The sequence below is a fragment of the Vibrio sp. Isolate33 genome (genome assembly GCF_022397895.1).
GTDB lineage: Bacteria > Pseudomonadota > Gammaproteobacteria > Enterobacterales > Vibrionaceae > Vibrio > Vibrio pomeroyi.
Genome location: NZ_JAKEUP010000003.1, coordinates 332,081 through 357,926, shown reverse-complemented (window position 1 = coordinate 357,926; position 25,846 = coordinate 332,081). Strand labels below are relative to the sequence as shown.

At 45.8% G+C, this 25,846-nt stretch carries 24 protein-coding genes; 12 read left to right on the top strand and 12 right to left on the bottom strand.

All coding sequences use genetic code 11. The features are described 5' to 3' along the window. Positions 1-72 precede the first annotated feature (72 nt). Positions 73-1,008 carry a LysR substrate-binding domain-containing protein gene (locus L1D37_RS08240; protein WP_017098499.1) on the top strand — a complete coding sequence of 312 codons (936 nt, stop codon included), beginning with the start codon at positions 73-75 and terminating at the stop codon, positions 1,006-1,008. Positions 1,009-1,144: 136 nt separating this feature from the next. After that, positions 1,145-2,596, top strand: a complete 1,452-nt coding sequence (locus L1D37_RS08235) for a glutathione synthase (protein WP_239847548.1) — start codon at positions 1,145-1,147, stop codon at positions 2,594-2,596. 88 nt (positions 2,597-2,684) lie between these two features. On the opposite strand, the gene L1D37_RS08230 is transcribed toward L1D37_RS08235, so the two are convergent. Beyond that, complete coding sequence (locus L1D37_RS08230; protein ID WP_239847547.1) at positions 2,685-3,458, bottom strand: helix-turn-helix transcriptional regulator; 774 nt, start codon at positions 3,456-3,458, stop codon at positions 2,685-2,687. A 97-nt stretch (positions 3,459-3,555) separates the two neighbouring features. Here L1D37_RS08230 and L1D37_RS08225 point away from each other — a divergent pair, with 97 nt between their 5' ends. The 4 genes from L1D37_RS08225 (at position 3,556) to L1D37_RS08210 (ending at position 7,800) form a co-directional block, all read left to right on the top strand. Beyond that, a complete protein-coding gene (locus L1D37_RS08225; RefSeq protein ID WP_239847546.1) occupies positions 3,556-4,677 on the top strand; it encodes a multidrug effflux MFS transporter in 1,122 nt (373 codons plus the stop codon). 186 nt (positions 4,678-4,863) lie between these two features. Next, the gene (locus L1D37_RS08220) at positions 4,864-5,382 is read left to right on the top strand and encodes a TetR/AcrR family transcriptional regulator (protein WP_239847545.1); all 519 of its coding nucleotides are present in this window, start codon (positions 4,864-4,866) and stop codon (positions 5,380-5,382) included. After that, the gene (locus tag L1D37_RS08215) at positions 5,379-6,434 is read left to right on the top strand and encodes an alcohol dehydrogenase family protein (RefSeq protein WP_239847544.1); all 1,056 of its coding nucleotides are present in this window, start codon (positions 5,379-5,381) and stop codon (positions 6,432-6,434) included. The genes L1D37_RS08220 and L1D37_RS08215 overlap by 4 nt, the downstream gene beginning before the upstream one ends. Positions 6,435-6,669: 235 nt before the next feature. Next, positions 6,670-7,800: an HDOD domain-containing protein gene (locus L1D37_RS08210; protein WP_239847543.1), complete on the top strand. Its 1,131-nt coding sequence runs from the start codon at positions 6,670-6,672 to the stop codon at positions 7,798-7,800. A 160-nt stretch (positions 7,801-7,960) separates the two neighbouring features. On the opposite strand, the gene L1D37_RS08205 is transcribed toward L1D37_RS08210, so the two are convergent. The 4 genes from L1D37_RS08205 to L1D37_RS08190 form a co-directional block, all read right to left on the bottom strand. Beyond that, a complete protein-coding gene (locus L1D37_RS08205) occupies positions 7,961-8,359 on the bottom strand; it encodes a DUF1090 domain-containing protein (protein WP_239847542.1) in 399 nt (132 codons plus the stop codon). Positions 8,360-8,496: 137 nt separating this feature from the next. Further along, a complete protein-coding gene (locus L1D37_RS08200; RefSeq protein WP_239847541.1) occupies positions 8,497-10,002 on the bottom strand; it encodes an SgrR family transcriptional regulator in 1,506 nt (501 codons plus the stop codon). Between the two features lie 9 nt (positions 10,003-10,011). Beyond that, positions 10,012-11,022 carry a Gfo/Idh/MocA family oxidoreductase gene (locus tag L1D37_RS08195; RefSeq protein ID WP_239847540.1) on the bottom strand — a complete coding sequence of 337 codons (1,011 nt, stop codon included), beginning with the start codon at positions 11,020-11,022 and terminating at the stop codon, positions 10,012-10,014. Between the two features lie 114 nt (positions 11,023-11,136). After that, a complete protein-coding gene (locus L1D37_RS08190; RefSeq protein WP_239847539.1) occupies positions 11,137-12,036 on the bottom strand; it encodes a homocysteine S-methyltransferase family protein in 900 nt (299 codons plus the stop codon). 240 nt (positions 12,037-12,276) lie between these two features. Here L1D37_RS08190 and L1D37_RS08185 point away from each other — a divergent pair, with 240 nt between their 5' ends. Then, positions 12,277-12,978, top strand: coding sequence for a lipoate--protein ligase (locus L1D37_RS08185; protein WP_239847538.1), 702 nt, complete (start codon positions 12,277-12,279; stop codon positions 12,976-12,978). A 144-nt stretch (positions 12,979-13,122) separates the two neighbouring features. Further along, positions 13,123-14,130 carry a LacI family DNA-binding transcriptional regulator gene (locus tag L1D37_RS08180; protein WP_239847537.1) on the top strand — a complete coding sequence of 336 codons (1,008 nt, stop codon included), beginning with the start codon at positions 13,123-13,125 and terminating at the stop codon, positions 14,128-14,130. A gap of 73 nt (positions 14,131-14,203) precedes the next feature. Here the strand turns inward: L1D37_RS08180 and edd are convergent, their stop codons facing one another. Then, a complete protein-coding gene (gene edd / locus L1D37_RS08175) occupies positions 14,204-16,000 on the bottom strand; it encodes a phosphogluconate dehydratase (RefSeq protein WP_239847536.1) in 1,797 nt (598 codons plus the stop codon). Then, positions 15,997-16,521, bottom strand: coding sequence for a gluconokinase (locus tag L1D37_RS08170; protein WP_239847535.1), 525 nt, complete (start codon positions 16,519-16,521; stop codon positions 15,997-15,999). The genes edd and L1D37_RS08170 overlap by 4 nt, the downstream gene beginning before the upstream one ends. Positions 16,522-16,763: 242 nt before the next feature. Here L1D37_RS08170 and ascF point away from each other — a divergent pair, with 242 nt between their 5' ends. The 3 genes from ascF (at position 16,764) to L1D37_RS08155 (ending at position 20,393) form a co-directional block, all read left to right on the top strand. Continuing rightward, positions 16,764-18,242, top strand: coding sequence for a PTS cellobiose/arbutin/salicin transporter subunit IIBC (gene ascF, locus L1D37_RS08165; RefSeq protein WP_239847534.1), 1,479 nt, complete (start codon positions 16,764-16,766; stop codon positions 18,240-18,242). Positions 18,243-18,313: 71 nt separating this feature from the next. Further along, positions 18,314-19,744 carry a 6-phospho-beta-glucosidase gene (gene ascB / locus L1D37_RS08160; protein ID WP_239847533.1) on the top strand — a complete coding sequence of 477 codons (1,431 nt, stop codon included), beginning with the start codon at positions 18,314-18,316 and terminating at the stop codon, positions 19,742-19,744. 31 nt (positions 19,745-19,775) lie between these two features. After that, the gene (locus L1D37_RS08155; RefSeq protein WP_239847532.1) at positions 19,776-20,393 is read left to right on the top strand and encodes a bifunctional 4-hydroxy-2-oxoglutarate aldolase/2-dehydro-3-deoxy-phosphogluconate aldolase; all 618 of its coding nucleotides are present in this window, start codon (positions 19,776-19,778) and stop codon (positions 20,391-20,393) included. Between the two features lie 56 nt (positions 20,394-20,449). Here the strand turns inward: L1D37_RS08155 and tsaA are convergent, their stop codons facing one another. Together tsaA and L1D37_RS08145 are read right to left on the bottom strand one after the other, a co-directional pair. Beyond that, positions 20,450-20,860: a tRNA (N6-threonylcarbamoyladenosine(37)-N6)-methyltransferase TrmO gene (tsaA, locus tag L1D37_RS08150; protein ID WP_239847531.1), complete on the bottom strand. Its 411-nt coding sequence runs from the start codon at positions 20,858-20,860 to the stop codon at positions 20,450-20,452. A 9-nt stretch (positions 20,861-20,869) separates the two neighbouring features. Beyond that, complete coding sequence (locus tag L1D37_RS08145) at positions 20,870-21,760, bottom strand: DMT family transporter (protein ID WP_239847530.1); 891 nt, start codon at positions 21,758-21,760, stop codon at positions 20,870-20,872. A 119-nt stretch (positions 21,761-21,879) separates the two neighbouring features. Here L1D37_RS08145 and L1D37_RS08140 point away from each other — a divergent pair, with 119 nt between their 5' ends. Beyond that, positions 21,880-22,464, top strand: a complete 585-nt coding sequence (locus tag L1D37_RS08140) for a TetR/AcrR family transcriptional regulator (protein WP_239847529.1) — start codon at positions 21,880-21,882, stop codon at positions 22,462-22,464. A 126-nt stretch (positions 22,465-22,590) separates the two neighbouring features. Here the strand turns inward: L1D37_RS08140 and L1D37_RS08135 are convergent, their stop codons facing one another. From L1D37_RS08135 to L1D37_RS08125, 3 genes are all read right to left on the bottom strand, one after another. Continuing rightward, a complete protein-coding gene (locus L1D37_RS08135) occupies positions 22,591-23,466 on the bottom strand; it encodes a radical SAM protein (RefSeq protein WP_239847528.1) in 876 nt (291 codons plus the stop codon). Between the two features lie 219 nt (positions 23,467-23,685). After that, positions 23,686-24,510, bottom strand: a complete 825-nt coding sequence (locus tag L1D37_RS08130; protein WP_239847527.1) for an SDR family NAD(P)-dependent oxidoreductase — start codon at positions 24,508-24,510, stop codon at positions 23,686-23,688. A 172-nt stretch (positions 24,511-24,682) separates the two neighbouring features. Beyond that, positions 24,683-25,528, bottom strand: a complete 846-nt coding sequence (locus L1D37_RS08125) for an enoyl-CoA hydratase/isomerase family protein (protein ID WP_239847526.1) — start codon at positions 25,526-25,528, stop codon at positions 24,683-24,685. Between the last annotated feature and the right edge of the window lie 318 nt (positions 25,529-25,846).

Below are 25,846 nucleotides of genomic sequence, written 5' to 3'. Positions count from 1 at the left end.
CTAAATTTACCAAGACCATGATATGATTTAAAGTGACAATTAATCATCATTAACCTGAATTTAGGGAATATCATGGTAGATGTTAAAAGCTTACTTAAATGCGATATGAATTTGCTGCTTTGCTTACACGTTCTGATTGAAGAGCGAAGCGTGAGTAAAACGGCAGAGCGACTCTTTTTGAGCCAGTCTGCGGTAAGTAAACAGCTAACCAAACTCAGAGCGTTGTTCGATGACCCGCTGTTTGAGCGCGAATCCAAAGGGCTATTCCCAACCCCTAAAGCACTCGCATTAGCGCCTAAGATCCACCAAATCTTACTGCAGATCGAAAAGCTAACCGTTCCTGAAGTTTTCGATCCTAAAGACAGTGAACGTACCTTCACTATAGACCTTGTCGAAACTGCCTACACGGCGATTTATCCGCATTTTATGCCGACAGCGCTTGCCGATGCGCCGCACATTACTATCAACAGTTCAACGTGGAGTAGTGACAGCTTTAAACGTTTATTAAAGCGTGAAGTTGATTTTGGTATCGGTATTTTCGAGTTGGATGAACGTGCTTCTACCCACGTGCAATGTATCCCTGATGAGTTGGATTACGTTGAGCTATGTTTGGATTATTCCGTGTGTTTGATGCGAAATGACCATCCAGCCTTGCAAGAAGAGTGGAACCTAGACACCTTTCTTAAGTATCGACATATACAGTTGGTGACGGGCGGAGCAGGCGACTGGTTATTGATGGAAGTGCTGAATTCTAAGCAGCTTGAAATCAACAAAGCCGCTAACGTGTCAGACATCACCAGTGCCATTAAGCTGTGTAAGCAGAGTGATTTGTTGATGTGTTACCCATATAACTCGGTACGCGATTACATTGATAGTGGTGAGTTGGTGATGAAGCCCGTTCCGGTCGACTTGGTGCCAGGAGGTTTGTTCTTACTGTGGCATAAATACTTCGATTCAGAGCCGAGCCACAAATGGTTACGTGATTTGATCATCGAACAGACTCGATAGCTGAGATGTTTCAGCTATATAAGCCCTTGAAATAAGGAACAAACGTAATTATTTGATAAAAAGTTTCACTTTATTTCGTCTTTTGGGATTAAGCTTCGTCTTATTCTGGGTGCTATTTTTATTTGTAAGATGAGATATGACAATTCCACCGTTATCACAACAGATTATTGAAGATGCATGTGAGTGGGCGATCATGCACGGCGTTGCGTTCCGCCAGTCAGACAATACCGCTAGGCATTGCCCTTTCAGTATTGCGCCAATGACAATGGAACGTGAGGTTTATGAACTCCTGCGCCGCGTGACTCCGCTTATCACTAAGCTGATCAGCAACGTATCGGAAGATCATGATTTTCTGCAGTCCTCATTGAGTGATATGGCGCAAGCCGATCCATTTTTCGGTCGCTTGATGGCACTTCATCAACAAGCTCATGGCAGTGCGGATGAACGTTTGAATCCAGCTCGTCAGCCATTACTATTGATGCGAACCGATTTTATGGACGATCGCCAACATGGCGCAAAAGTGATTGAGTTCAATGGCATAGCTGCTGGCATGGCTCCATTTGGTCAGCGAGCAACAGAATTTCACTCGTTCATGCAAAACCAATGGCCAGAAACGTACAAGAACTGGCTGGAAGACCCGTCGGCAACACCTGCAGAGAACCAAGGTTTAACCCAGCTAGCTTATGGGATTGCAATCACTGCAAGACAAGTTAAAGCGGACTTCAATGAGCAAGACAAACCAGTTTTCTTAATGGTGGTACAGAAGAACGAAGACAACGTGTATGACCAACATCTACTTGAAGTCGAGCTACAAAAGCAGGGTGTTCGCACGGTTCGCCGTACCTTCGAACAATTGAGCTCTCAGCTTTCTACGGGTGATAACCAACGCTTGTTGTTGCAAGATATCGGTGCTGTTGATGTTGTGTATCTTAGAGCGGGTTACCAGTATTCAGACTACTGGGCCCCCGAGCTTAATGAATCAATTTGTTGCCACACGCTAAGTCAGACGCGTTTGTTCATTGAACAACACCATGTCGCTGTGAATGCCACCTTCAGCCAGCAGCTAGCAACCAGTAAAACCATGCAAATGCTGCTGACCATGATGCCTGCTTCAGAATACGCACGTTGGGGTTTAACGCTAGAAGAAGCCGAATTGGTGAAGAGTATTTTAGCCGACATGAAGCCAATCACCAGTGAGTCGATTGAATGGTTCAATACCCAAGCGAATAAGCAAGAATGGGTGCTAAAAAACCAAGGTGAGGGCGGTGGTCACTGTGTATTCGGTGACGATATCAGCCAGCAACTGAGCCAACTTAAGCCAGAAGAGTACGACGCGTGGGCTCTGATGCAGCGCTTGTACCCACATGAGCGTGACGTACCAACCATTGCAGTGCGTGATACTCAACAAACACTCGTGACAGACTTAGTCAGCGAAGTCGGCCTATTCACCGCTTACTACCAAGGTAAGCCTGTGACCGAGCTGGACGGCTATGCGGGCTACTTGATCCGCAGTAAGCCAGCGAGCGAAAACGAAGGCGGGATCCACAGTGGCAAAGGCATTCTAGATTCGTTGGTGTTGATTGATTAATGCAATGTCTATAAACAAAACCAGAACCCACGTTCTGGTTTTTTTGTATCTGTGAACAGCCAAAATGTCGGTAAATCTAAAACAACAATCACGCCCCAGACTTGGTAAAAGCCAGTGGCGTTTGTCCTGTTTGTTGTTTGAAAAAGGCAATAAATGCGCTGTTGGATGAGAACTCTAACTGGTGTGCCACATCGCCGACTTGTCGGTTTTCTGAGAGCAGTTCAATCGCTTTAAATAAGCGCCACTGTTGCCGCCATTCTTGATAGGTCATGCCTGTTTCGGCTTTGAATAATCGGGAAATCGTCTTGGTGCTTGCGCCAACTGAGTTCGCTAATGTCGATAATGCAGGGGCAAGAAAAGAGGCGGTTCGAACTTGCTTGCAAAAGCTTTTAAAGCGGCGATCTGTGGGTAGCGGCAAGATGAACGAATGCTGATTGGCACTGTAAAACTCTTCCCAGAATAGGTTGGCGGTGTTGGTGGTTTGCTCCGGTACAACGTTCCAATCCCAAAAGGCCATCTTATTGATCAGCGCCTTCAAAAGTTCGTTCACTTCCACAATCTCAATGGCCTCTGGGCAGGTGTAAATACTGCTATCGAAATACAGTGAGCGATAGGCAACCACATTGGTCATTTGCGCTCGGTGCTTGGTATAGGGCGGGATCCACACGGCTTTGGTCGGCGGTAAAATGCAAAGGGCGTTTTCTAAGGTCAAGGTGATACAGCCTTGCGGAGCATACAGAAGTTGCCCCTTAACGTGGTGATGTATGCCCGAGTCATGTTTGCCTAGCTCTGCGGCAATGCCAACTACAGGCGCGGGTAAGCTGTCTGCATCAAACTCGATGGTCTCACTAATTAATGCCATTTGTCCTAATCTTGTTGTTTTTGGTTTTAATGTTGTTAACGAGCCAAGGTTAGTTTCCCCTAGACTTCCCGTCAAGTTCACTGGTCTTGGAAAAATGATGAAAACAAAACCCTCTTTATGGCAAATGGTGCTGCTGTTGATGTTCCCTCAAATCGCAGAAACCATCTATAGCCCAACTCTGGATTCAATATCGAAATCCTTTGATGTCAGCTACACACAAGCCGCTCAAACCCTATCGATTTACTTCTCTGCATTTGCGGTGGGTGTGGTGGTATGGGGCGTGTTAGCGGATAAATGGGGACGTCGCCCCACCATGTTATTGGGGATGGGATTATTCGCCTGTTCAGCACTCATTGCCATGCAAACCGACAGTTTTACGTGGTTGATGATAGCAAGAGCGATGGGCGCTTTCGGACTTGCTGTTGGCTCTGTCGTCACTCAAACCATGCTTCGAGATGCTTTTAGCGGAACAGAGTTAGCTAAGGTATTTGGTTACATGGGCATGGGGTTGTCGATTAGCCCAATCATCGGGTTGCTACTTGGTGGTCAATTAAGCCAAGCAGGCGGGCATCAATATGTGTTTATTGCCCTATTTATTATGGTATTAGCGTTGCTGATACATAGCTTATGGTCACTGCCCGAAACACAGCAATCTAAGCAGCCGTTGCAATTGAAATCGCTCAGTATTCACATGATTACAGACAGCGGTATTTGGCTATCTGCACTGCTTGTTGCGTCATTCAACATTGCGCTGTTCTCGTATTACCAACTGGGTTCATTCACCTTTTTACAGCTTGGATTCAGCATCGAGCAGTTTGGTTATAGTGGCGTCGTGCTTGGGTTCGGAACCTTGTTAGGAAGCTTGGTTAATAAAGCGCTATTGAAACGACAAGTGTCATCTATCTCTTTGATTGGCTTAGCGGCAGGACTGCAAACATTAGGTGCGGTGGGTGTGTATTTTTCACAACACACGATCTGGTTCTTGCTTCCGATGATGTTGGTGGTTATGGCGTTTGGTATTGCGATTCCCAATGTGTTGAGCCGTGCGTTGGTGCGTTACCAATCTCAGGCAGGAAGTGCAGGCGCACTGTTTGGTTTGATGTATTACACCTTGATTGGTTCAGGGCTCGCTTTAGCAGGAATGATCCAAGATCTAGGTGTGGTGTTGGTACTTTGTGGCGCGTTATCTGTGTTGGTGACGATACGCAGTCGACTCTAGCTTAAACGGTAAACCTCTCATCTATATCGATAAATTCCGCATTCTATTGAGTGCGGAATTTTTCATTTTATTGATTCATAAATTAGGATGTTGACATGGGTAGAGTGATCGTTCTACCCTGTAAGTAGAACAATCATTCTACCCCCCTTGTCGGGTATTGAGAGAGCACTATGTTGAGAGAGCACTATGTTGAGAGAACAGATTGCAGCAAGCCTTGAAGTAGCGTTCAGCCAACAAGGTTTTGCTGAGCCGAGCGTTGCACAGCTGAAAACCGCGTGCGGTGTGAGCCTAAGAACCCTGTATAAACACTTCCCTTCAAAAGAAGCGATGATTGTTGGTGCATTGGAATACCGACACCAACGCTACCTCGATTTCTTACTGGAGGCGTCACCAGAGGCTGGTTTGGAATCTGTCACTCATATCTTCAACAAGCTTCAACAATGGTTAGAAGAGTATGCGCCGCATGGGTGCATGTCGATGAATGCGATTGCTGCGTTCCCTGATAATGAGCTTATCAACCAAGCGGTTACGCAGCATAAAGAACAAGTTCGTTTGCTTATAGGCAAGCAGAGCCAGCGAGATGATCTCGCGACACCACTATTTTTACTTCATGAAGGCGTATCAAGCGCGTGGCCAGTATTAGGCGAAGAAGCGGTGGCATCAGCACAGAATATGGTTACAAAATTACTCGAGGAAACACGATGAAATTCGAACTACCGAAAACAATGAAAGGCGTAGAGATGTTGGGTCACGGTGGAGCAGAAATGCTTAGCTACCGCGAAGATATCGCTATTCCTCAAATCGAACCTAATGAAGTGCTGATCAAAGTGATGGCAGCAGGCGTTAACAATACCGATATCAACACACGAATCGGCTGGTACTCAAAAAGTGACGATTCAGACGACGCAAGCTGGTCGGGTGAAGCACTAAAGTTCCCTCGTATCCAAGGTGCTGACGTGTGTGGTTTCATCGTAGCAGTTGGCAATGAAGTCTCTGCTGATCGTATTGGTGAGCGCGTTCTTATCGAGCCTTGTTTAACGGAAGTGTACGGACGAGATCTGCCACAGCCATGGTATTTCGGTTCTGAGTGCGATGGTGGTTTTGCTGAGTATACAAAAGTCGCAGCGAAGCACGCTTATGCGGTGAACAGCACTATGTCGGATGTTGAGCTAGCGTCTTTCCCATGTTCTTACTCGACGGCAGAGAACATGCTGACTCGCGCGAATGTGGTTGAAGGTGAGCGCGTGCTTATCTCTGGCGCATCGGGCGGCGTGGGTTCGGCAGCGATTCAATTGGCGAAAGCGCGCGGTGCTTACGTGATTGCGATTACTAGCCCAAGCAAAAACCAACAGTTACTTGAGTTGGGTGCTGATGAAGTGATTGCTCGTGATGCGGATTTGGTGGAAGCATTAGGTGCAAGCAGTGTGCACGTGGTTATCGACTTGGTTGCCGGTGACAAGTGGCCAGAGTTTCTTGACGTTCTAAAACCGCATGGTCGTTATGCTGTATCAGGGGCGATTGGTGGTGCGATGGTCGAGCTTGATGTTCGTACTCTATACCTGAAAGACCTTAGCTTTTTTGGTTGCACAGTTTTAGAACCGCAAGTATTCCAAAACTTGGTTAATCGTATTGAAAAACAGCAGATTAGCGCAATTGTCGCGGAGTCTTTCCCATTGGCAGATATCCATACTGCACAAGATGAGTTCTTGAAGAAAAAGCACGTCGGCAAGATTGTACTAGAAGTAGCAGAGCGCTAATTTAGTCAGCTGCACGATTTAGATTGATGGAAGAGCGAGCAAGCGTTATTTGCTCGCTCTTTTTGTTTCTGGCGAATACCGAGGGGTTTGGCTTAGCAAACTGGTGAGTAACAGATCCTATACAGCTGAAAAATTAATGATTCATTTATCACGGTATGGTTTATGAGTTACGTGTGCGATAATCACCGCCGTTATATATCCCGATCTATATTGTATTCATCTAGGAGCCGTATTGATGTTTAAAAGGGTATTACAGGCACTATTTTCCCCTTTCGTTACTAATCAAAGTAAGCAAAGCCATTCTTCAAAAAGTGTCTCCCAACAAGCTACCCCCCAACAAACGACCTGTGAGCAGCAAAATGTTAAAGCAGAGCAAGTTACTCCTCGCACTTCAATCTTTGTTCCGCCTTCGTCCGCTCAGCCATCATCATTAATTGTCGATAAAACGATAAGCCTTCACGATGGTGAGTTTCTTGATTATCTGTTTGGAGAATCACGCCTGAGAACAGAGTCAGATCCGTTTAGCGACTTTGTGGCTTGCCAAATCGAACGCTTGATTCGCTCTCCGAAAGCGCTGCTTAATGAACTGCCCGTCATGCCAGCTTCCGTGACCACGTTAATGGCAGAATTACAGAGCGACGAGTTTGATGTCGAGGCGCTGTTAAGGGTGATTGAGCGTGAACCAAGCATGGCTGCCGATGTGATTAAACTGGCTAACAGCGCCTTCTACAAGCGCAGTGAAAAACAAGTTACCGACTTGAAGACCGCTTTCCTAAACATGGGTTCACAAGGGCTAATCGAAGGCGTGGTGAATTCTTACATGAAGAACTTTACCCCGGGTAATAATATTTACTGGCGTCATTTCGGTGAGAAGATTTGGAATCACAGCATTCAAACCGCGTCTTTTTCTAAGGAGTTGATGAAAGAGTCACGAGCTCAAGAAGACCAAGCCACAGCCTACTTTGTTGGGTTGATTCGTAATCTAGGCAAGATGATCATCTTCCAAATGATGGTAGAAGCTTTTAAACATGTAGACCCTTCAGTGCCGCCTAACTCGTTAGCATTGAAGCGTTTGATGAACAGTTACTCTATTCGTTTGACCTACACCATTGCGAAGTTTTGGGAAATGCCGGAATCGGTGCTGACGGTGATTGGATACCAAGAATCGAGTCGATATGAATGCACCCGGCTTGGCCAAGCCGTATTTGAGGCTAACTACCTAAGTGAGTTGAAATACTTATTGGAAGAGCAGGCGATTGATATTGAGCAGTTTAAAGCGCGATGCAAAGAAACGTTGATGTCACCAGCGGCATTCAAAGTGGCTAACCGCATCCATAAAGAGTCTGAATTAGCATTGGCAGGATAAACTGCTGGCTTAGGGCTTCGTGACCTAGGAGCTGGGGCTTAGCCGTGTTTATTCTGGACACTGTTTTTCAGCAGTAGATTGTAAATGGTCTTACGAATCAGTAAGACCATTTTTGTTTTTGGCTGACTGTATTTAGTTTTGAATTGATCGCAACAGCGGTTTAGGGGATTTCAGCCAGTTCCTGTTTCAAGCTATCAATCTTGCGCAGTTCTTTGTCGATCTTATGTTGGTACTTTTGGATCTTATCGGCTTTGTCGTCTTGTTTAGCTTCTTCTAAGTCGGCTCTGTACTCGGCCAAATCTTCCTCATTGGATTCGATTTTTTCACGGAGTTCGTCTTTCAAACCTTCGTTGGTGCAGTTCTCTTTCGCAGCTTTCAGTGCGGTGGTCAATCGCTCGACTTTGTATTGATTGTCGTACTGTTCCGCTTTCTTTATTTGATATTCGATCTCGCAGAACTTTTTCTCACAGCCTGTGAGCGCGTCGCATTCAGTGCTTGCCATACTGTTAAATGAAAATACACAGAGAAACAGCATTGAGCCTTTTAGATGTCGATTCATGATTTACCATTCTAATGGGTCTATTGAATTTGAGCCGAGTTTCCATCGTAATCTAGCACTCCCGTTGTTTGCTATTGGCAGAGGAGTGTTAAAGATAAGTCTTTGTGCCTAATGATTTATCTCTATCAAGGAGTGGTTCAGATATGACTAATCCATACCTTTTCGAGAGCGCACCAACCGAATCCATTCACTTGAGCACCCTGTATCTTTTCTGATACCTCCAAGTTAAACACCTCCTGTTTGAGCTCAACCACAATCCCGGTTTCATCGAGCCAGCGTCTAAGTTCTGACAACATATTCATTGCTCGATAGAGGTTTGGCTCGCGTCGAATTGAGGTTATCCTTTGCTCAATCGTATTTAGCCTCTCAGTGGCTAGCGATAAGCCTTCAAAAGGGAAACGAGTAAAGAAATTTAACCATGAAGAGAAGGTGTCGTTTTCATCAATAATACTGCACAGCGTAATGTCTTTGGTCGCTGTGTAATGCCCATATTCGACACTGGTTTTTTGATCGCCAGATACAGACAATTGCTCGAAAAGTGCTTGGCATTCAGAGGTGTCTTCAACAGTGAACTCACGAGTGGTTTTCGACGACTTAGGGTTTTGAACCTTGAAGAAGGTTGAACCGCAATCTTGTAGAGCTGAATCACTCGCTCCACTCACCGTGACCGTTTTCTCTGGCATTTTGACGCACACTTGGTTTTGCGCACATGCCTTAGTTTGTGACCATTCAGGATAAACCCAAAGCTCGACTCGATTGAGAATAGGCGCGCTGTGTGAATAGGCACTGTTACGGTTTAACCTCAGCATCTTGCTTGAGAATATCTCCACCGCGAAAGCGCCTGAGCCAATTAGCTTATCTTCTGATGTGTGCTCAAATATCGAAGCCTCAGCTTTAGCCAGTAATCGAGGCAAATGCCAATCAGGCTCGCTCAGAGTCACTTTGATCACATCGCCAGTGACAGCCGAGACTTCAACAATATGTTGATAGCAACGACGCCAGAGTTTGCTCTTAGAGAGTGAGGAGAGACAGCGTACTATGTCTTGGACTTCAAGCGTTCGACCGCTATGGAATTGAACACCATTACGCACTTGGAAATTCCAAATGGTAGCATCTTCATTAGACTTCCAATGATAAGCCAAATCACCGCTCAGCTTGCCCTGTTGAATTGCAGTGAGGCGTTGGCAAATCTGCATCACTAAGAAACGTTCAGTACGCCTTAGTACACGCTGAGGGTGGAGTGCTTCAAGTTCTCGGTGAAAGGGAATGTATGCGACGTTCTGTGTTGAATGATTGTTGCTACTCAGAAAGGCTTGTAACTCAGAGCCAGCGTTGCGGCCATTGAAGCTTAAGGTGTTAAACACCTGCTCAATATTGCCTGAATCTGCTTGGCTTCGTGCGTATTGGTAACACGCTTCCATCGGTTCAACCAAACACGTAAGCTGCGCCTTTTTGTTGCGCCCAGAACTGGCTTGCCATTCAATCCAGCTTTGCGCTGTCATTGCTTTCAATAGAGTTTGAACGTGACGTTCACTCACATGCAGTAACGCTGCCAATTGGCTGACTTGGCAGCGCGACATTCCAGGCCCAAAAGCCTGAAATATCTTTTCGTACAGTTCAAGCTTGCGCTTAAGGTTGCCCAATTCGAAGTCCTAAATGTTAGGTTGAGTTAAATGTTGGTAGCCAGCATCAATGAGTGCTTTTTCCATGGTATCCAGTACCTGGGCACTTACCTTTGAGCTTAGAATATCAGACTGCGTTTTTCCCTCTAGCACCAGCTGTGAGAAGTGTTCGATTTGATATTCGAACCCATTACCTTGAATTGGGTGCTCGATGATGAAGGTTTCATTCTGATATTCGACCTCGATGTAGGCAGGGTTCCACCATTTCTCTTGAATCGTGATGGTGATATCTGGGCCAGTTAATCGCGCTGCGCGTGGAAGGTCGCGCACTGTCGATGCCGAGATGGTGGCGTTGATCTCGCCGGAAAACTGAAAGCAGGAGTCGGTATCAACGTTCGAACCCTCATAAAGGCTCGACATATCTACTGTAGGGCTAGATGGTTTAACTCCAAGCGTGCGGCATAAATCGTAGAAAAACCACAGCCCGTAGACGCCAACATCGAGCGTTGCCCCACCTGCCAAGTCCGGGTTGAAGATAAACAGTTTAGGATCGTAGTTGTGATGGTTACCAAAGCTGGCTTCTATCGAATCAATCTTAATCTTGTTGTTGGCTAAGAATGACGTGAGCTCACGATAAGCAGGGAACACGACGGTCTTCATCGCTTCTAGCAGCATCACACCGTTTTGCTCTGCGAGGGCTTTCATCTCTAGCCAATCGCCAAGGTTGGTGAAGGCTGGCTTTTCTACCAGCACGTGCTTTTTATGACTTAGAAACAGTTCAGCCAAAGGCTTGTGATAAGGATGAACCGTGGCGATGTATACCGCTTCAACATCTGGATTTTGCGCCATGGCTTCATAAGACCCATAAGCCTTGTTGCAACCAAATTTATCAGCAAACACAGAGGATCTTGAGTGATTTCGTGCTGACACTGCGTAGAGTTCGCCATATGAGGAGTGCTCGGTGAGTGCGGTCGCAAAGCGGTTAGCGATGTTACCCAATCCAGCGATGCCCCATTTAATTTTGCGTTGCGTGTTGCTCATTACTTACTCCAAATCTTTGCTTTGTAATAAGTGTACTTAGAGTTGACCAATACAAATAGAGAACAGATTTCTCAACCTGTTCTCTATTTATCTTATTCTAGTTGAAGCTCCTGATTAGCTCTGCAGGGAGCGTTTCCAATCGGCTAGGGCCTTAATGTGTTTTGGCCCAATACCACAGCAACCACCGACAATATTGGCACCCAATGCATGCCAGCGTTTTGCGTAAGCTAAGTAACCTTGGCCATCTAACTCGCGCATCTCTTGAAGCATGTCATTCGCTTCATGTTCGCTGCTGATGGGCGCAAAGTTGTTTGCATAGACACCGATGTCTAGGTCGCAGCCTAATTCATCAATTACTTGTTTAGCATCGATGATGGCTTGGTCCATTACTTCCGGTACCGAGCAATTAAACATAATGCCTTTCGCGTTTGATTGGCAGGTCAATTTGATTGCGTCTGTTACGCTCTCACCAGAACGAATGTTGGCTGAGTCACCCTTGGTGTCTTCCAAGCTAAAAGCGTAGTAGCACGGCTTCTCTGATTGCTTAAGTACCGCATGAATGGATTCGAATTCTTGCAGGCTACAGATGGTTTCCGCGATCCAAAGGTCGATGTTGGGATCTTGTGCATCGTAAAGAGTTTGAATGATTGGTGCCGCTTCTTCGACCTTGAACAAATCAGGTCGGTAGCTGCCAAACGGTGGCGGAATCGCACCTGCAACTTTAACTGTGTGAGGGGCGTTGTCAGCAACCGCTTTAGCCAGTTCACCAGATAGCGCCGCTAGTTCAAAGCCTCGTTGTTCAAAGAGCTCTTCACCCAAGTGAAAAGGGACACACGCGTAGCTATTAGTGATTAGGATTTCAGCACCTGCGTCGACAAAGTTTTGATGCGCTTGGCTGACAAATTCAGGTGCTTCAATCAGTGCTTGAGCACTCCAAAGCGGTTGAGAAAATGGGGCGCCAATTTCTTTGAGTTCTCGGCCCATGCCGCCATCAAGTATGGTTAGTGGTTTCATATTCAATACTATCTAAACAATTGCTGAAGTTCTGCCGTCACCATATCAGACAACCTTGTAAGACAGAAGCCATCAAAGTGGAAGTGGTTTAACCAAATCAATGTATCTCAATAACCAAAGGAAAAGAGTTGGAGAGGTAATTGCTGCTATGCTGCATTGGGTTTTAGAGATATGTTTGTCTCACTAACCATCCCAGAACGCTAAATACTAAGTCACTACAATCTGTAGAGGGAAAGTGCATTGAAGTTAACGAATAAACTCGTACGTTACCCACACATTGATGTTGATCGTGCATTTGAAAAAGAAGCTGAATTATTGCAGCAAATACAGGCGGGTGAGATTGGACAAGCCTTAATGCTTTGGCAAGCAAAAACGCCGACACTCGTTTTGCCCTCAGGTAAAAAGTGGCCAGTGACACTAGAGTCTAGAAAGCAACTCGAGACGCAAGGCTGGCAACTCACTTCGCGTAAAACGGGTGGCGCTCCCGTTCCCCAATTGCCGGGTATCATAAACCTATCGCACATTTATCATTGGCCTCGTGATGAAGCTTACAACATCCAAAAAGCGTATCTACACCTGTGCAATGTCTTAACCCTGTTTTTTAAAGAGTTAGGCGTTGATGTGGATGTACACGCAACCCCCGGTTCTTATTGTGATGGTGACTACAACCTCAATATCAATAAACAAAAAATAGTGGGTACTGCTCAGCGTGTTTTGTTGAAACGAGGAGGCGGTCAAATCGTACTTTCACAAGCCTGTATTTTGCTCGACGTTGACTTAGAGAACATCGTTGCGCCAGTGAATTTTTATAATCAAATTTGCGATAACCCGACCGTGGTTGATGCGCAGGTTCATACGCTGTTGTCCGCGCATGTGACGCCTCTACCCAACGTAGATTCACTCTTTCAGCAGTTAAGCCAAACCTTCATCAAGTATGCGTAGTATGAGTCTACTTTAAACTCTATACGAACTAGTTGGGGGACGAAAAATTCCAAAACTATGTGTTGATGAGAACGAATGGGTTGAAGTTGAGGGAGCGGAAACTTTATAATGTTACTTGTAACATAATAAAGAGTTCACATAGTTATGAAAGAGCCGCACAAGAAAACTCGAACCACACTTCAAGATGTGGCAGACAAAGTAGGCGTCACCAAGATGACCGTCTCTCGTTACATGCGTAATCCCGATTCAGTTGCAGCCAAAACTCGCGAGAAAATTGCTGCGGTTATTGAAGAGATGGGATACATCGAAAACAAAGCGCCAGCGATGCTCTCTAAGTCGTCGAGTAAAGCGATCGGTATCTTGCTCCCTTCATTATCAAACCAAATCTTTGCCGCGTTTGTTCAAGGTATCGAAACGGTTACCAAAGAGAACGGCTACGAGACGTTGCTCGCTCACTTTAGCTATGATGCTGTGGAAGAAGAGGAAAAAATTGCTTCGCTGCTTTCGTATCAAGTTGATGGGTTGATATTGACAGAAAGCCACCACACCCCCCGCACGTTACAGATGATTAAGAACTCTGGGGTCTCTGTGGTTGAAACCATGGAATTGCCGAGTAAACCGATTGATATGGTTGTCGGCTTAGACCACATCGATGCTTCTTATCACGTCGTGAAGCGCATGATTGAAGCCGGTAAGTGCTCTATTGCTTACTTTGGCGCTCGACTGGATGCGCGAACTAAATTGCGTTTGCAAGGCTATGACAAAGCGATGCATGAGGCTGGATTAGAGCCTAAGCACGTGTTGACTGAACAGCACTCTAACTTCTCTTTGGCTGAGGATCTGCTTGATCGCGCTCTTGCAGATTATCCAGATCTAGATGGCGTGTTCTGCACTAATGATGACATCGCGATAGGTACCTTGCTCATTGCCCAGCAACGTGGAATCCAAGTGCCGCAACAGCTATCTGTGGTGGGCTATAACGCTCTAGATATCGGTCAAACGATACGCCCCAAACTGACCAGTGTGGATACGCCACGTTATGAAATAGGTAAGAAAAGTGCCGAGCTACTGCTTGCCCGATTGAAAGGTGAGCCAGTCGCGGAAACGGTAGTGGATATGGGCTATCGCATCACTGATGGCGAAAGCGTTTAACCAAGTATCGTGGAAACCGAAAGGGGCATCGAAATGATGCCCCTTTTGCGTTTACATTTAAGCGATAACAAAATTAGACGATAAAACTCGCCCCTTGTTCTGCACTCGAAACGCTTTGGCGCATCACGCTAAATAGGTTGCGCCCCATGGTTTGTTGGTTGGCGTCTACCTCAAACACTCTCGCTTGGCGAGACTGCATGTCGTTGAGGTTATTGAGTTCACCACTCGCACAATCTAAGCGCAGAATATCGCCTTCGCGAATAAGCCCAATGGCTCCGCCTCGAATAGCCTCCGGAGAGACATGAATCGCAGACGGGATTTTCCCTGAGGCTCCGGAAAGGCGACCATCTGTAACGAGAGCCACTTTAAAACCTTGCTTTTGTATGTTGCCTAGAATCGGCATGAGCTTGTGCAGTTCCGGCATCCCGTTTGCTGCTGGGCCATTGTTTATCACCACAACAATGCAGTCTTTGTTGAGCTCACCTCGTTGATATGCGGCTTCTACCTTGTGTTGGCAATCAAAAACTACCGCAGGTGCTTCTATTACACGTTGCTCTTCTGCAACAGCTGACACCTTAATCACTGCCTTGCCAAGGTTCCCTGACAGGACGCGCGTTCCGCCTGTGCTTTGGAATACTTGTTCTAGACCTGCAATTACTTTTGCGTCTGCCGACTGCTCGCACTTTTTCCATGTTAGCTTTCCATTTTCCAGCTCTGGAATACTCATTTGATCTTCAAATGAGCCAAAGGTAGGTGTGACATCTCGGTGCAGTAAATTGGCTTGATCTAAACGGCGCAACAGCGCGGGTACTCCTCCAGCTGCTTGGAATGCATTCATATCTGCAGGCCCGTTGGGATAAACTCGAGCAAGCAAAGGCACCACATCGGATAGATCGCTGATGTCTTGCCAAGTCAGAATAAATCCTGCCGCGCGTGCTACCGCGACCATGTGAATGCTGTGGTTAGTGCTGCCACCTGACGCGAGTAGGGCAACAATGCCATTGATTAAGCTTCTAGCGGTAAAGACTTCAGAAAGTGGACGGAAATTTGAAGCTTGTGGTGTCATTGACGCAATTTCAATGGCGGCATGCTGAGTGAGCGATGCGCGCAATTCAGAGTCAGGGTGAATAAACGCTGAGCCCGGTAGCATCAAGCCCATTGCTTCGAATACGAGCTGATTGGTGTTCGCGGTGCCGTAAAATGTACATGTACCAGCGGAGTGGTAAGCGTTGCATTCCATATCAAGTAGAGCGCTTTTTCCTACTTTACCTGCGGCATACTCTTGGCGGACGTTGACTTTCTCCTCATTGCTAATCCCGGTTGCCATTAATCCTGCTGGAACAAAGGCGGTAGGCAGGTGTGCAAAGGAGAGTGCTCCCATTAACTGCCCTGGGGCGATTTTATCGCAGATTCCAAGTAATAGTGTGGAATCAAAAACGTTATGGCTGAGCGACATAGCCGTGGACTGAGCAATCAAGTCTCTTGAAAACAAAGACATATCCATTCCTGGTTGCCCTTGAGTTACCCCATCGCACATTGCAGGAACACAACCCGCAACTTGAGACGTGTGGCCGAACTTAGCTAACGCCTTTTTGATCTGATCAGGATAGTGTTGATACGGCTGGTGGGCGCTTAACATATCGTTGTAAGAGCTGATTAACGCCACATTAGACTTAGTGAGATCAAGGATGGAGCGTTTCTCATCGGAACAAGAAGCCGCGACAGCGTGAGCTAAGTTACCGCAAGAAAGCCCTTTGCCACCTTTGCCTGCAGAGGCTTGATGTTGAGTTCGGTTTAGAAACGCTTCACGATCCGCTGTGCTTCGTTCGATTAATCGTTGAGTAACTGCTTGGATAGTTGGAAGTGTCATACGGTTTCTGCCTCATCAGTCATTGAAAGCACAATCGCAGCACAGTCCACAACGTCATCAATATCGCCATCAATGCTGATTACAACCGTATCTGGTTCGTGATCGGGTCTTTCTAATGCTTCGAATTGGCTTTTAATCATGTTCTCTTTCATGAAGTGACCTTGGCGCTGACGCATTCGATGCAAGATCAGGTCAACATCGCCATCTAAAAAGAGAAAGGTGAGGTTTTTGTTCCCTTCGCGAATTTGGTCCCGGTACTTCTTCTTCAACGCAGAACACACAATAATGCCGTGCTCATTTTTACTTTCTAGGCTGTACGCTGCATCACGAACACGCTCCAGCCATGGAATACGATCATCATCATTAAGAGGTTGGCCTGACGCCATTTTTTGAATGTTTGCACGAGGATGAAGGTCGTCACCATCAATAAACTTACGCCCAAGTTTTTTTGCCAACTGCTCGCCTATCGTGCTTTTCCCGCAAGCACTGACACCCATGACGATGACACTACTACCAGCCATAACTCAATCCTCTTAACAAATTTGCGCGTGATCTCAATTTTGAACATCGCTTGTAAATATGGCTTTATCTTATAAGTGTTATCGGTAACATGTTACCGGTAACTCAAGGAAGTGTGATGAAGGACACAAAACAACAATTCACAACAATTGTGATTGTTTTTGCATCCTACTGACTGAAAATTAGTCACATCTCACTATATTCGCGTTTAAAAATCACTGGAAAGAGATCTTTGGGGGATAAAATGGCCAACGATTACCGCGCAATTGCGAAATCTGTTGTTGAGCATCTTGGGGGCAAGACAAATGTGGCAGCCCTGACACACTGTATGACTCGACTACGATTCGTTTTACACAGCCAAGATGGCGTCGATATCAACAAACTAAAAGCACTGAAAGGTGTGATGGGTGTTGTTGATAATGGAGACAAAGTACAAGTTATCATTGGTAACGAGGTATCGTATGCATACAAAGAAGTGATGGCGCTTTGTGAGCTATCCACTGTATCTGAGTCAGAGGTTCCTGCTAAAAAAGAGAAGCTAACGGCTAAGTCAATTGGTGCGAAAATGTTGGATGCACTGGTTGGCACCATGTCGCCTCTTATCCCAGCAATCATTGGCGCTTCAATGGTCAAACTGCTCGCCATGGTACTTGAGATGCTGGGTTGGGTTGAGCCAAATGCGCCAACTTTGATTATCTTGAAAGCGATTGGCGATGGTGCTTTCTTCTTCCTACCGGTTATGGTTGCCGCTTCTGCATCGATCAAGTTCAAGACCAATATGTCTCTTTCCATTGCTATTGCTGGCGTCTTGATTCACCCGAACTTTATGGAATTGATGGCACAAGCTGCAGAAGGCAAGCACGTTGATTTCTTCGGTATCCCAATCACGTCAGTAAAATACACCTACACGGTTATTCCTGTACTTGTGATGACTTGGGCTCTTTCTTACATAGAACGTTGGGTAGATAGCATTACCCCTGCTGTGACTAAAAACTTCCTGAAACCTATGTTGATCGTATTAATTGCAGCTCCGGTTGCTATCGTACTTATCGGTCCATTTGGTATTTGGGTGGGTACCGCACTTTCAGCGCTTGTTTACACAATTCATGACACATTAGGTTGGTTGTCGGTCGCTATCATGGGTGCACTGTGGCCTCTACTGGTTCTTACTGGTATGCACCGCGTATTTACTCCAACAATTATTCAAACCATTGCCGAGACTGGTCGTGAAGGTATGGTTATGCCTTCAGAAATCGGTGCCAACCTTGGTATGGGTGGTGCGTGTCTGGCTGTTGCTTACAAAACCAAAAACAGCGCACTAAAGCAGACATCATTAGCCGCGGGTGCTTCAGCTATCTTCGCCGGTATCTCTGAGCCTGCTTTGTACGGTGTGCTTGTTCGTCTTAAACGTCCACTTATCGCAACAATGATTACTGGCTTCATCGTTGGTGCACTAGCGGGTATGGGTGGCCTTGCGAGTCACTCGATGGCAGCGCCAAGCTTGTTTACGAGCGTTCAGTTCTTCGATGTGAATGACCCGATGAGTATCGTTTGGGTGTTCGGTCTGATCGCATTGTCTATTGTTCTGTCATTCGTTCTAACCCTAGTTCTAGGCTTTGAAGATGTTCCAGAAGATGATGCCGATGAGAAAGCAACTTCAGAGCCAGCAAAGAAAGAAACTGGCAAGGCAGAAGAGAAGACCACTGTAGTGTCCGCTTCTTAATTAGAATTGATTAATTTATTCAGTCACCTTACTTCATCGTAAGGTGACTTTTATTGTTTCCGAGGTATTCGATGTCAAACATTCAATTTCCCGAAGATTTCTTATGGGGCGGCGCTATTGCCGCAAACCAGTCTGAAGGCGCTCACTTAGCGGGTGGTAAAGGCCTTACAACCGTAGATATGATCCCTTACGGTGAGAACCGCATGCCAATTAAGCTTGGTCAGGTTGATAAGGTGACGCTCTGCGAAGACGAGTTTTACCCAAGCCATAACGCGATAGACTTTTATCACCGTTATAAAGAAGACATCGCCTTACTGGCAGAGATGGGATTTAAAGTGTTCCGTGTATCAATCGCATGGAGCCGAATCTTTCCAAAAGGTGATGAGCTAGAGCCGAACCAAGCCGGGTTAGACTTTTACCGTGATGTTTTTGAAGAGTGTAAGAAATACGGTATTGAGCCACTAGTAACCTTGTGCCATTTCGATGTGCCAATGCATTTAGTTAATGAGTATGGCTCGTGGCGTAATCGCAAGATGATTGAGTTCTTTAGCCGTTACGCGAGAACCTGTTTCGAGAACTACAAAGGTTTGGTGAAGTATTGGCTAACCTTTAATGAAATTAATATCTTACTGGCAAGCCCATTCTCTGGTGCTGGATTGTTGTTCCAAGAAGGCGAAAATCACGATCAAGTGAAATACCAAGCTGCCCACCATGAGCTAGTGGCGAGTGCTTTAGTGACTAAAATTGCCCATGAGGTTGATGAGCAAAATCAAGTGGGTTGTATGCTAGCGGGCGGTAATTTCTACCCTTACTCTTGTAAGCCTGAAGATGTTCTCATGGCCATGGAAAAAGACCGCGAGAACCTGTTCTTTATCGATGTTCAATCACGTGGTTACTATCCATCTTATGCTCAAAAAGTATTTGATAACAAAGGTGTGGTGCTTGAAACACAAGAAGGAGATTTCGAGATCCTGAAAAATACTGTCGATTTCATCTCTTTCAGTTATTACGCTTCACGCTGTGCTTCCGCTGATATGAATGCAGGAAATACGAGTGCAGCGAACGTCGTCAAGTCAATCAAAAACCCTCACCTGCCAGCAAGTGATTGGGGATGGGTGATCGACCCTACTGGTCTTCGTATCACGATGAATACCCTATATGATCGTTACCAGAAACCGCTTTTCTTGGTTGAGAATGGCTTAGGCGCTCGTGACACGTTAGATGACAAGGGTGAGGTGAACGATGACTACCGTATCGATTATCTCCGTCAGCACATTGTTGCGATGCATGAAGCGATGGAAGATGGTGTTCCATTGATGGGATATACACCTTGGGGTTGTATTGATTTAGTCGCAGCGTCGACTGGAGAGATGAGCAAGCGCTATGGGTTTATCTATGTGGACAGAGACAACCTAGGCAATGGTACGTTAAATCGTATTCCGAAGAAGTCGTTCCACTGGTACAAAAAAGTCATTGCGAGCAATGGCAGTGATTTAGCGTAATCTTCCCAGTTTAAAATAAGAGAAACGAATAATGAAAACTATTGAACAGCGACTCAGAGATATTCGAATTGTTCCTGTGATCGCGATTAACGACGTTGCCAAAGCGGTTCCTCTTGCGAAAGTACTGGTTGAGAATGGTTTGCCTTGTGCTGAAGTGACATTTCGTACAGAAGCGGCAGCAGAGTCGATTCGTTTGATGCGTGAAGCCTATCCTGAGTTATTGATTGGCGCTGGCACTGTATTAACAACAGAGCAGGTGGATATTGCGATTGACGTGGGTGTTGATTTTATTGTGAGCCCTGGCTTAAATCCAACAACGGTAAAATACTGTCAGCAGCGTGGCGTTGTGATTGTACCTGGGGTTAACAATCCGAGCCTAGTCGAGCAAGCAATGGAAATGGGCCTTAAAACACTTAAGTTCTTTCCTGCAGAGCCATCAGGTGGTGTTTCCATGTTGAAAGCACTTACGGCTGTTTATCCAGTTAACTTTATGCCGACAGGTGGCGTGAACCCAGCTAACGTAGATTCTTACTTAGCGCTAAAATCAGTCGTTGCCTGCGGTGGGACTTGGATGGTTCCTACCGACAAAATGGATAAGGGTGATTGGGATGGAATAGCGGAATTAGTCCGAGCGATCGGTTCGAGATAGTTCGATAGATAGCGACATAGATAGAAAACGAAAGGGCCAGCTGATACTGGCCCTTTTTATTTGCCTTCATTCAGCTCTTTATAGATCGCCGGCTTAATATCCAACAGCGGTGTGTTGTTCAAGCAATCTAAACCTCTTACGGTTACTGTGCCGTTTTCAATTTTCTCAAGCGGTAACACGGCTGCGCCGATTGGGTTTGGCCTGTGAGGTGAGCGCAGTGCGAAGGTGCCTTTGGTTGGTGTATCTTCGTCCCACCTTTGTATCAATTCGTCACGTTTCGCGCCTTCTAACCAATATAAGATCAAGATGTGGTCTCCGGAGTTTAAACCAAGCAAACCTTGTTGGAACTCAGCGTCTAATTTGATTTCACAGATTGGGCCGTTGTCCGGTTGAATGTTATTTGGGCACTCTGAAACCGAATAATAAGGGGTGGTAATTCGGCCAATGAATTTCAGTTCTGCAGACATATTTAGCTCCTATTTGTCATCATTTTTCATGGTCACGAAGGTGTAGATGAAGATCGTAATCAAGATTATGACACCACCGATAATGCTGGTCATTGGCGGGATCTCGGTGAAGAAGATAAACGCCCAGACAGGAGCTAATACCGTCTCCAACATCAGAGTCATTGATACTTCAGGTGCGGTAATGTGGCGAGTGGCAACCATGGAAAGCACACGCCCAACTGGAGCGGTAAACAAGCCCATCATGCCCATGATTAACCACGTTTCAATGCTATAGCTTGATGGTGTTGCAAAGAAAAACATCACTATCGCCAGTAACAAGCCACCTAAGCCAACACTCGCCAATCGGCTGACATCTTGATATTTACGCAGCAAGGTAAACATCATTGAAAGGCAGATCACCGCGAACACCGCCAAAGCGTCGCCCATCCAATTACCCGAAGAAAACGAACCTGAGACGACGATCGTAATGCCGATCATCACGGCCACAATCGCAATTAAGGTTGAGCGGCTGGTGGCTTCTTTCAAGATCAACCAACTGAAAATAGCCGCCACAGCAGGAGCAGCACTGAGGATCACAAAGGTATTAGCGATCGAAGTCATCTTGATGCTGAACACCAAGCCCGATGCACTGCCGAGCATAAGCCCGCCCGCCGCCAATAGTGGCCAACTGCTCTGAATCACAGCTTTTCGGATTCCACGTTTGTCGTTGAACTTAAGCAAGATCGGCATCGATATCGCGCTGAACAAGCCAAACAAGAAGGCCGTGTCGAAGCCACTTACGCCAGCATAGCGAATGAATATCGGATCAATACTCATCAATACAGCACCTGCAATCGCGAGGGTGAAGCCGAAGGTTCGTGTGTTTCTTACTTCTGTTTTCGGGAGGTTCATTGTCGTCATTTCTCTATCCAACTTTTCACTATCAATAAATCATACTGACTAGTATGATTTTTAAAATTGGTTGAGTCAATAAAGATCATACTTTAAAGTATGATCTTTGTTTGGAGGTGGATGAAGTAATGAGCAAGATTGAGCAGAACAAAGAGAAGAAACGACTCGCGATTTTGAAAGCGGCGAAAGACATATTCTTGGCAGAAGGCTACGTGCAGACCAGCATGGACAGAGTTGCCAGCGAAGCGAAAATGACCAAGCAAACGCTCTATCGTTACTTCTCGTCTAAGGATGTGTTGTTTGAAGCGACCTTGAGACAAATGGGCAGCCAAACCGACGACAAATTGGTGGTGCATTTACAACAGGAAGATACTCGACAAGCATTGGTGGGTTTCGCAAAAGACTTTGTCGCGTTCCATCTTTCAAGTGAACACATCGCGACATTTAAGCTGCTCATCGCAGAGGGCAGTAAGTCTCCCGAATTGGTCAGTCGTTTTATGGAGGTTGGCCCAGATGATACCGACCGAGTGCTGATGCAGTTTTTTAATGACCGATTCAATATTGCAGAGCCGAAAACCAAGATAAATCTGTGGCTTGGTATGGTTATGAGTATCAGAGATGGTGTGTTGATGGGAATGCCTGCACCAACAGAACAAGAGATTGAAGCGCATGTTGAAGCGAGTACTGACTTGTTGTTAGCGGCTTTGGCTTAGGGCTTTAAACCTAAAAACTAAGATATACGTTAGGCGCTGCTGTACTTTGATTATTCCATAATATGGAGTGGCAACGCCTGTCGTTTAGCTTGTTTACGTTTATTCGTTAAGAGTTAAATCGAGCGACTACCAAGCAAAGGTCTTAATTACGTTTTGCTTAGTGATCGGGTTATGCGCGATGTCTTGATTGATCTTATCAAGAAACGGCTTGCGCGCTTGAGGGAGCATGCCACGCATTGGCGAGATATTGTTCCCGTGATCACCCCAGTAATAACAATCGAAGTCCTCTAGGTTTTCGAGCAAGTACTTCTCTTCTTCTAAAATCTGCAATGGTGTTGGCAATACAAATTCGCCGCGCTGCACTTCTTTCTCTAATACTGAGCCCGGTTGAACCGCCAAAGCCATAGGTGCAATTGCATCTGGCTGCATGATGTTTAGCAAGCTGGTGGTATTAATCGCATGCTCTTTTGAACGTTCACGACCACCAAGACCAAAGATAAACGAAGCAAGTACTTTAATGTCGGCTTCTCGCGCTAGGTTCATGCCTTCAATAGCGTGCTCACGTGTCATGCGTTTTTTAATTCGATCCAGAACAATAGGGTCACCTGACTCCAAGCCTGAATATGCCATGCTTAAACCTGCCGATTTGATCTCTTTCAGCTCCGATAAGCTCTTACGACGGAAGTCGTTGAAGCCTGAATACAGGGAAATATTCTTGATCTCTGGGAAGGTGATTTTGATGTAATCCAGAATCGAAATCAGCATCTCGGTTCGGATTGCCATCACGTTACCATCGACCAAAAAGATAGACTCTACATGCGGGTAGATCTTTCTCGCAGCATCAATATCTTCAAAGATGTCTTTGATGTCTCTTACTTTGAAACGCTTATCATCAAACATCGTGCAGAAGGTACATTGGTTATTGCTGCAGCCCAATGTTGTCTGGATGAGAACGCTCTCTGCTTCCATCCAAGGACGATAAACTTTGCCTTCAAAACGCATAAATGCTCCTCGGCCTTAGCCTGTATTGTTTCGACGGGGACAAGTCTAACAATCTGCATCTTGGGTGATAATTGGGCAAAGCAGGGAATCAGTGTTAAAGAAATTTTAATAATCGAATGAGCACACAATTCTTTATTGAAATGGAAAAACTGTGTGCTCGGATTAGGTGATGTTCGCGGCTATTTGTTGGGGGCTATCTATGAACGTGTTAGCGTCGATTTATGAGTGCGCTACGCACAACTTCTCTTCGAGTAACTGGTCAAGCACCGCGACCAGTTGTCGGTTTTTGGTAGGGTCTAATGCATCCGCGTGAGGGTCTTTGAATAACCCTGAATCATTATCAAAATATTTCCCAGAAGCGTTAGCAAATTCTTCTGACAGTGCGGCACGACAGAGGATATCCGCACCAATCGCCAGGTCGTTACCATCAACGCCATAAGCATCTTTTACTAGCTTGCTGCCGAGAAAAGAGGCTGGATTGACAGGAATAACCGAAGTGCCCTCTTTCGATAAGGAGTTGGCTAATTCAATAGACCACATCGTTAGCGCAAGCTTACTTTGTGCGTAAACCGGACCATCCAGTTCGCCTGCGTTTGGGCTGGTAAGTGCGTCTAAATCTACGGATGATTGCGCTGCTGAAGATAGGTTCACGATTCGACCTGTCGTATCAAAAAGAGGGAGCAGCTTCTGGGTCAGAAGATAGGGCGCAATAGTGTTCACCACAAAACGCACATCAAGATTATCAGGAGTGGTGACGTCCGACACCTTGTAGACGCCAGCGTTGTTGATGAGTATATCGAGTCGCTTATGGTTGCTTTTGATTTGGGTCGCGAGCTTATCAACATCGGAGAGCGTCGATAGGTCGGCGACGTAGCTTTCGATGATGGCGTTCTTAGACAGGCGAGATAAAGCCGTCACGACTTTGTGGACTTTGGCTGGGTTGCGGCCATGAATGAGAACGTGGTGTCCTTGCTGAGTCAGCGCTTTTGCGGTCTCTAAACCAATGCCATCTGTGGCTCCTGTGATCAGAATTATTTTTTGCATTTTTGATCCTTCAAAAAATAGTTTGAACAACGTTATAACAAAGATTAATGACACATAGTTGCATTTGGCTCACAGGCTGAAGACTCAAATGTGAGTCTATGGGACAAAAAATGGCTAATTTGAAGATAAATGGGTCAGATTTTGGCTGACCCAAATAAGAGAAGTGAACGAGCTATTTGATGTCTTGAACGTTCATAACCAGAGTTTCCCAGTTACGTTGGTTTTCGATATCGTGCTCTAAACCTTGTTCATCGGCAATTTGGAAACGCTTAACCGCAGGGGTTTTGCTGGTTGCTTGGTACAGCCAGTATGCTTCCGCTTTTAGTGCTTCTTCGATAGGTTTGTCGATAGATTCGTACACCGCTTGCTTACATGCGTTGATCGATTCTGCTGGGAATTTTGAAATTCGCTTCGCTAGCGTGTCAACGTATTCACCGATCTCATCTGGCTCTAAAGCCTTGTTGATGGTGCCGTACGCTTCCGCTTCATCTGCATCAAAATCTCGAGCACTTAGGATGATTTCGAGTGCGCGACCTAAACCAACTTGGCGAGCCATTCGTGATGCGCCACCGCCACAAGGAAGGATGCCCATGCCCACTTCCATTTGCATGAATTTATACTTACCGCGAGCGGCGAATCGCATGTCACACGCCAGTGCAAATTCATGGCCTCCACCTCGAGCGAACCCTTCAAGCTTGGCAATGGTGGCTTGCGGTAGTTTGCTGATGCGCTCTAATACAGATTGCAGGTCGAGCAGTTTTGCTTCTTCACGAGACACAGCTTCTGTCGACATGTCTTTTAATAAATTGGTGTCGTAGTGACAGACCCAAATCTCAGGGTTTGCTGATTGGAATACCACAACCTTGATGTCACGGTCGCGTTCCAGTCTCATTGCTAAGCCATTTAAATCGGCAAGCATCTCTTGCCCTTGAACATTCACAGTACCGAAGTCAAAAGTGACGGTAAGAATCCCATCTTCGGCTTGAGCTTTAAACGTTGTATAACCTTGATATGCCATTTCCATATTCCTTCTGAAAGATTTCATTTCAGCCTATTCGGTGGTGAATGCGGCCTAAATTCAGGCTAGCTAGGAATGCTCAAACCAACAATTAACCATTAAACGAAACACTATTAACGAATTATTAAGAGTGTTCTTTTTGTTGCTAAATTAAATAAATTCAATGTGTTAAATGAGACTTGTTGTTTTGATTGTGCTTACCAATTCGATTGTTAACGAAAACTAAAAACTCATTCAGCTTTTAGCGCTCTTATCATTTCACTCTCGCTTCGTATACTGCTCAACTAGGCCATTAATGCCCCACACAACAGATGAGAG

What these genes read in the sequence shown, in the direction of transcription:
- L1D37_RS08195 (WP_239847540.1), bottom strand. Translation starts at nt 11,022, where the DNA reads ATGAGCAACACGCAACGCAAAATTAAATGGGGCATCGCTGGATTGGGT.
- L1D37_RS08205 (WP_239847542.1), bottom strand. Translation starts at nt 8,359, where the DNA reads ATGAATCGACATCTAAAAGGCTCAATGCTGTTTCTCTGTGTATTTTCA.
- ascF (WP_239847534.1), top strand. Translation starts at nt 16,764, where the DNA reads ATGGCCAACGATTACCGCGCAATTGCGAAATCTGTTGTTGAGCATCTT.
- edd (WP_239847536.1), bottom strand. Translation starts at nt 16,000, where the DNA reads ATGACACTTCCAACTATCCAAGCAGTTACTCAACGATTAATCGAACGA.
- L1D37_RS08225 (WP_239847546.1), top strand. Translation starts at nt 3,556, where the DNA reads ATGAAAACAAAACCCTCTTTATGGCAAATGGTGCTGCTGTTGATGTTC.
- L1D37_RS08220 (WP_239847545.1), top strand. Translation starts at nt 4,864, where the DNA reads ATGTTGAGAGAACAGATTGCAGCAAGCCTTGAAGTAGCGTTCAGCCAA.
- L1D37_RS08190 (WP_239847539.1), bottom strand. Translation starts at nt 12,036, where the DNA reads ATGAAACCACTAACCATACTTGATGGCGGCATGGGCCGAGAACTCAAA.
- tsaA (WP_239847531.1), bottom strand. Translation starts at nt 20,860, where the DNA reads ATGTCTGCAGAACTGAAATTCATTGGCCGAATTACCACCCCTTATTAT.
- L1D37_RS08130 (WP_239847527.1), bottom strand. Translation starts at nt 24,510, where the DNA reads ATGCAAAAAATAATTCTGATCACAGGAGCCACAGATGGCATTGGTTTA.
- L1D37_RS08235 (WP_239847548.1), top strand. Translation starts at nt 1,145, where the DNA reads ATGACAATTCCACCGTTATCACAACAGATTATTGAAGATGCATGTGAG.
- L1D37_RS08145 (WP_239847530.1), bottom strand. Translation starts at nt 21,760, where the DNA reads ATGACGACAATGAACCTCCCGAAAACAGAAGTAAGAAACACACGAACC.
- L1D37_RS08210 (WP_239847543.1), top strand. Translation starts at nt 6,670, where the DNA reads ATGTTTAAAAGGGTATTACAGGCACTATTTTCCCCTTTCGTTACTAAT.
- L1D37_RS08140 (WP_239847529.1), top strand. Translation starts at nt 21,880, where the DNA reads ATGAGCAAGATTGAGCAGAACAAAGAGAAGAAACGACTCGCGATTTTG.
- L1D37_RS08180 (WP_239847537.1), top strand. Translation starts at nt 13,123, where the DNA reads ATGAAAGAGCCGCACAAGAAAACTCGAACCACACTTCAAGATGTGGCA.
- L1D37_RS08135 (WP_239847528.1), bottom strand. Translation starts at nt 23,466, where the DNA reads ATGCGTTTTGAAGGCAAAGTTTATCGTCCTTGGATGGAAGCAGAGAGC.
- L1D37_RS08230 (WP_239847547.1), bottom strand. Translation starts at nt 3,458, where the DNA reads ATGGCATTAATTAGTGAGACCATCGAGTTTGATGCAGACAGCTTACCC.
- L1D37_RS08170 (WP_239847535.1), bottom strand. Translation starts at nt 16,521, where the DNA reads ATGGCTGGTAGTAGTGTCATCGTCATGGGTGTCAGTGCTTGCGGGAAA.
- L1D37_RS08215 (WP_239847544.1), top strand. Translation starts at nt 5,379, where the DNA reads ATGAAATTCGAACTACCGAAAACAATGAAAGGCGTAGAGATGTTGGGT.
- L1D37_RS08240 (WP_017098499.1), top strand. Translation starts at nt 73, where the DNA reads ATGGTAGATGTTAAAAGCTTACTTAAATGCGATATGAATTTGCTGCTT.
- ascB (WP_239847533.1), top strand. Translation starts at nt 18,314, where the DNA reads ATGTCAAACATTCAATTTCCCGAAGATTTCTTATGGGGCGGCGCTATT.
- L1D37_RS08155 (WP_239847532.1), top strand. Translation starts at nt 19,776, where the DNA reads ATGAAAACTATTGAACAGCGACTCAGAGATATTCGAATTGTTCCTGTG.
- L1D37_RS08125 (WP_239847526.1), bottom strand. Translation starts at nt 25,528, where the DNA reads ATGGCATATCAAGGTTATACAACGTTTAAAGCTCAAGCCGAAGATGGG.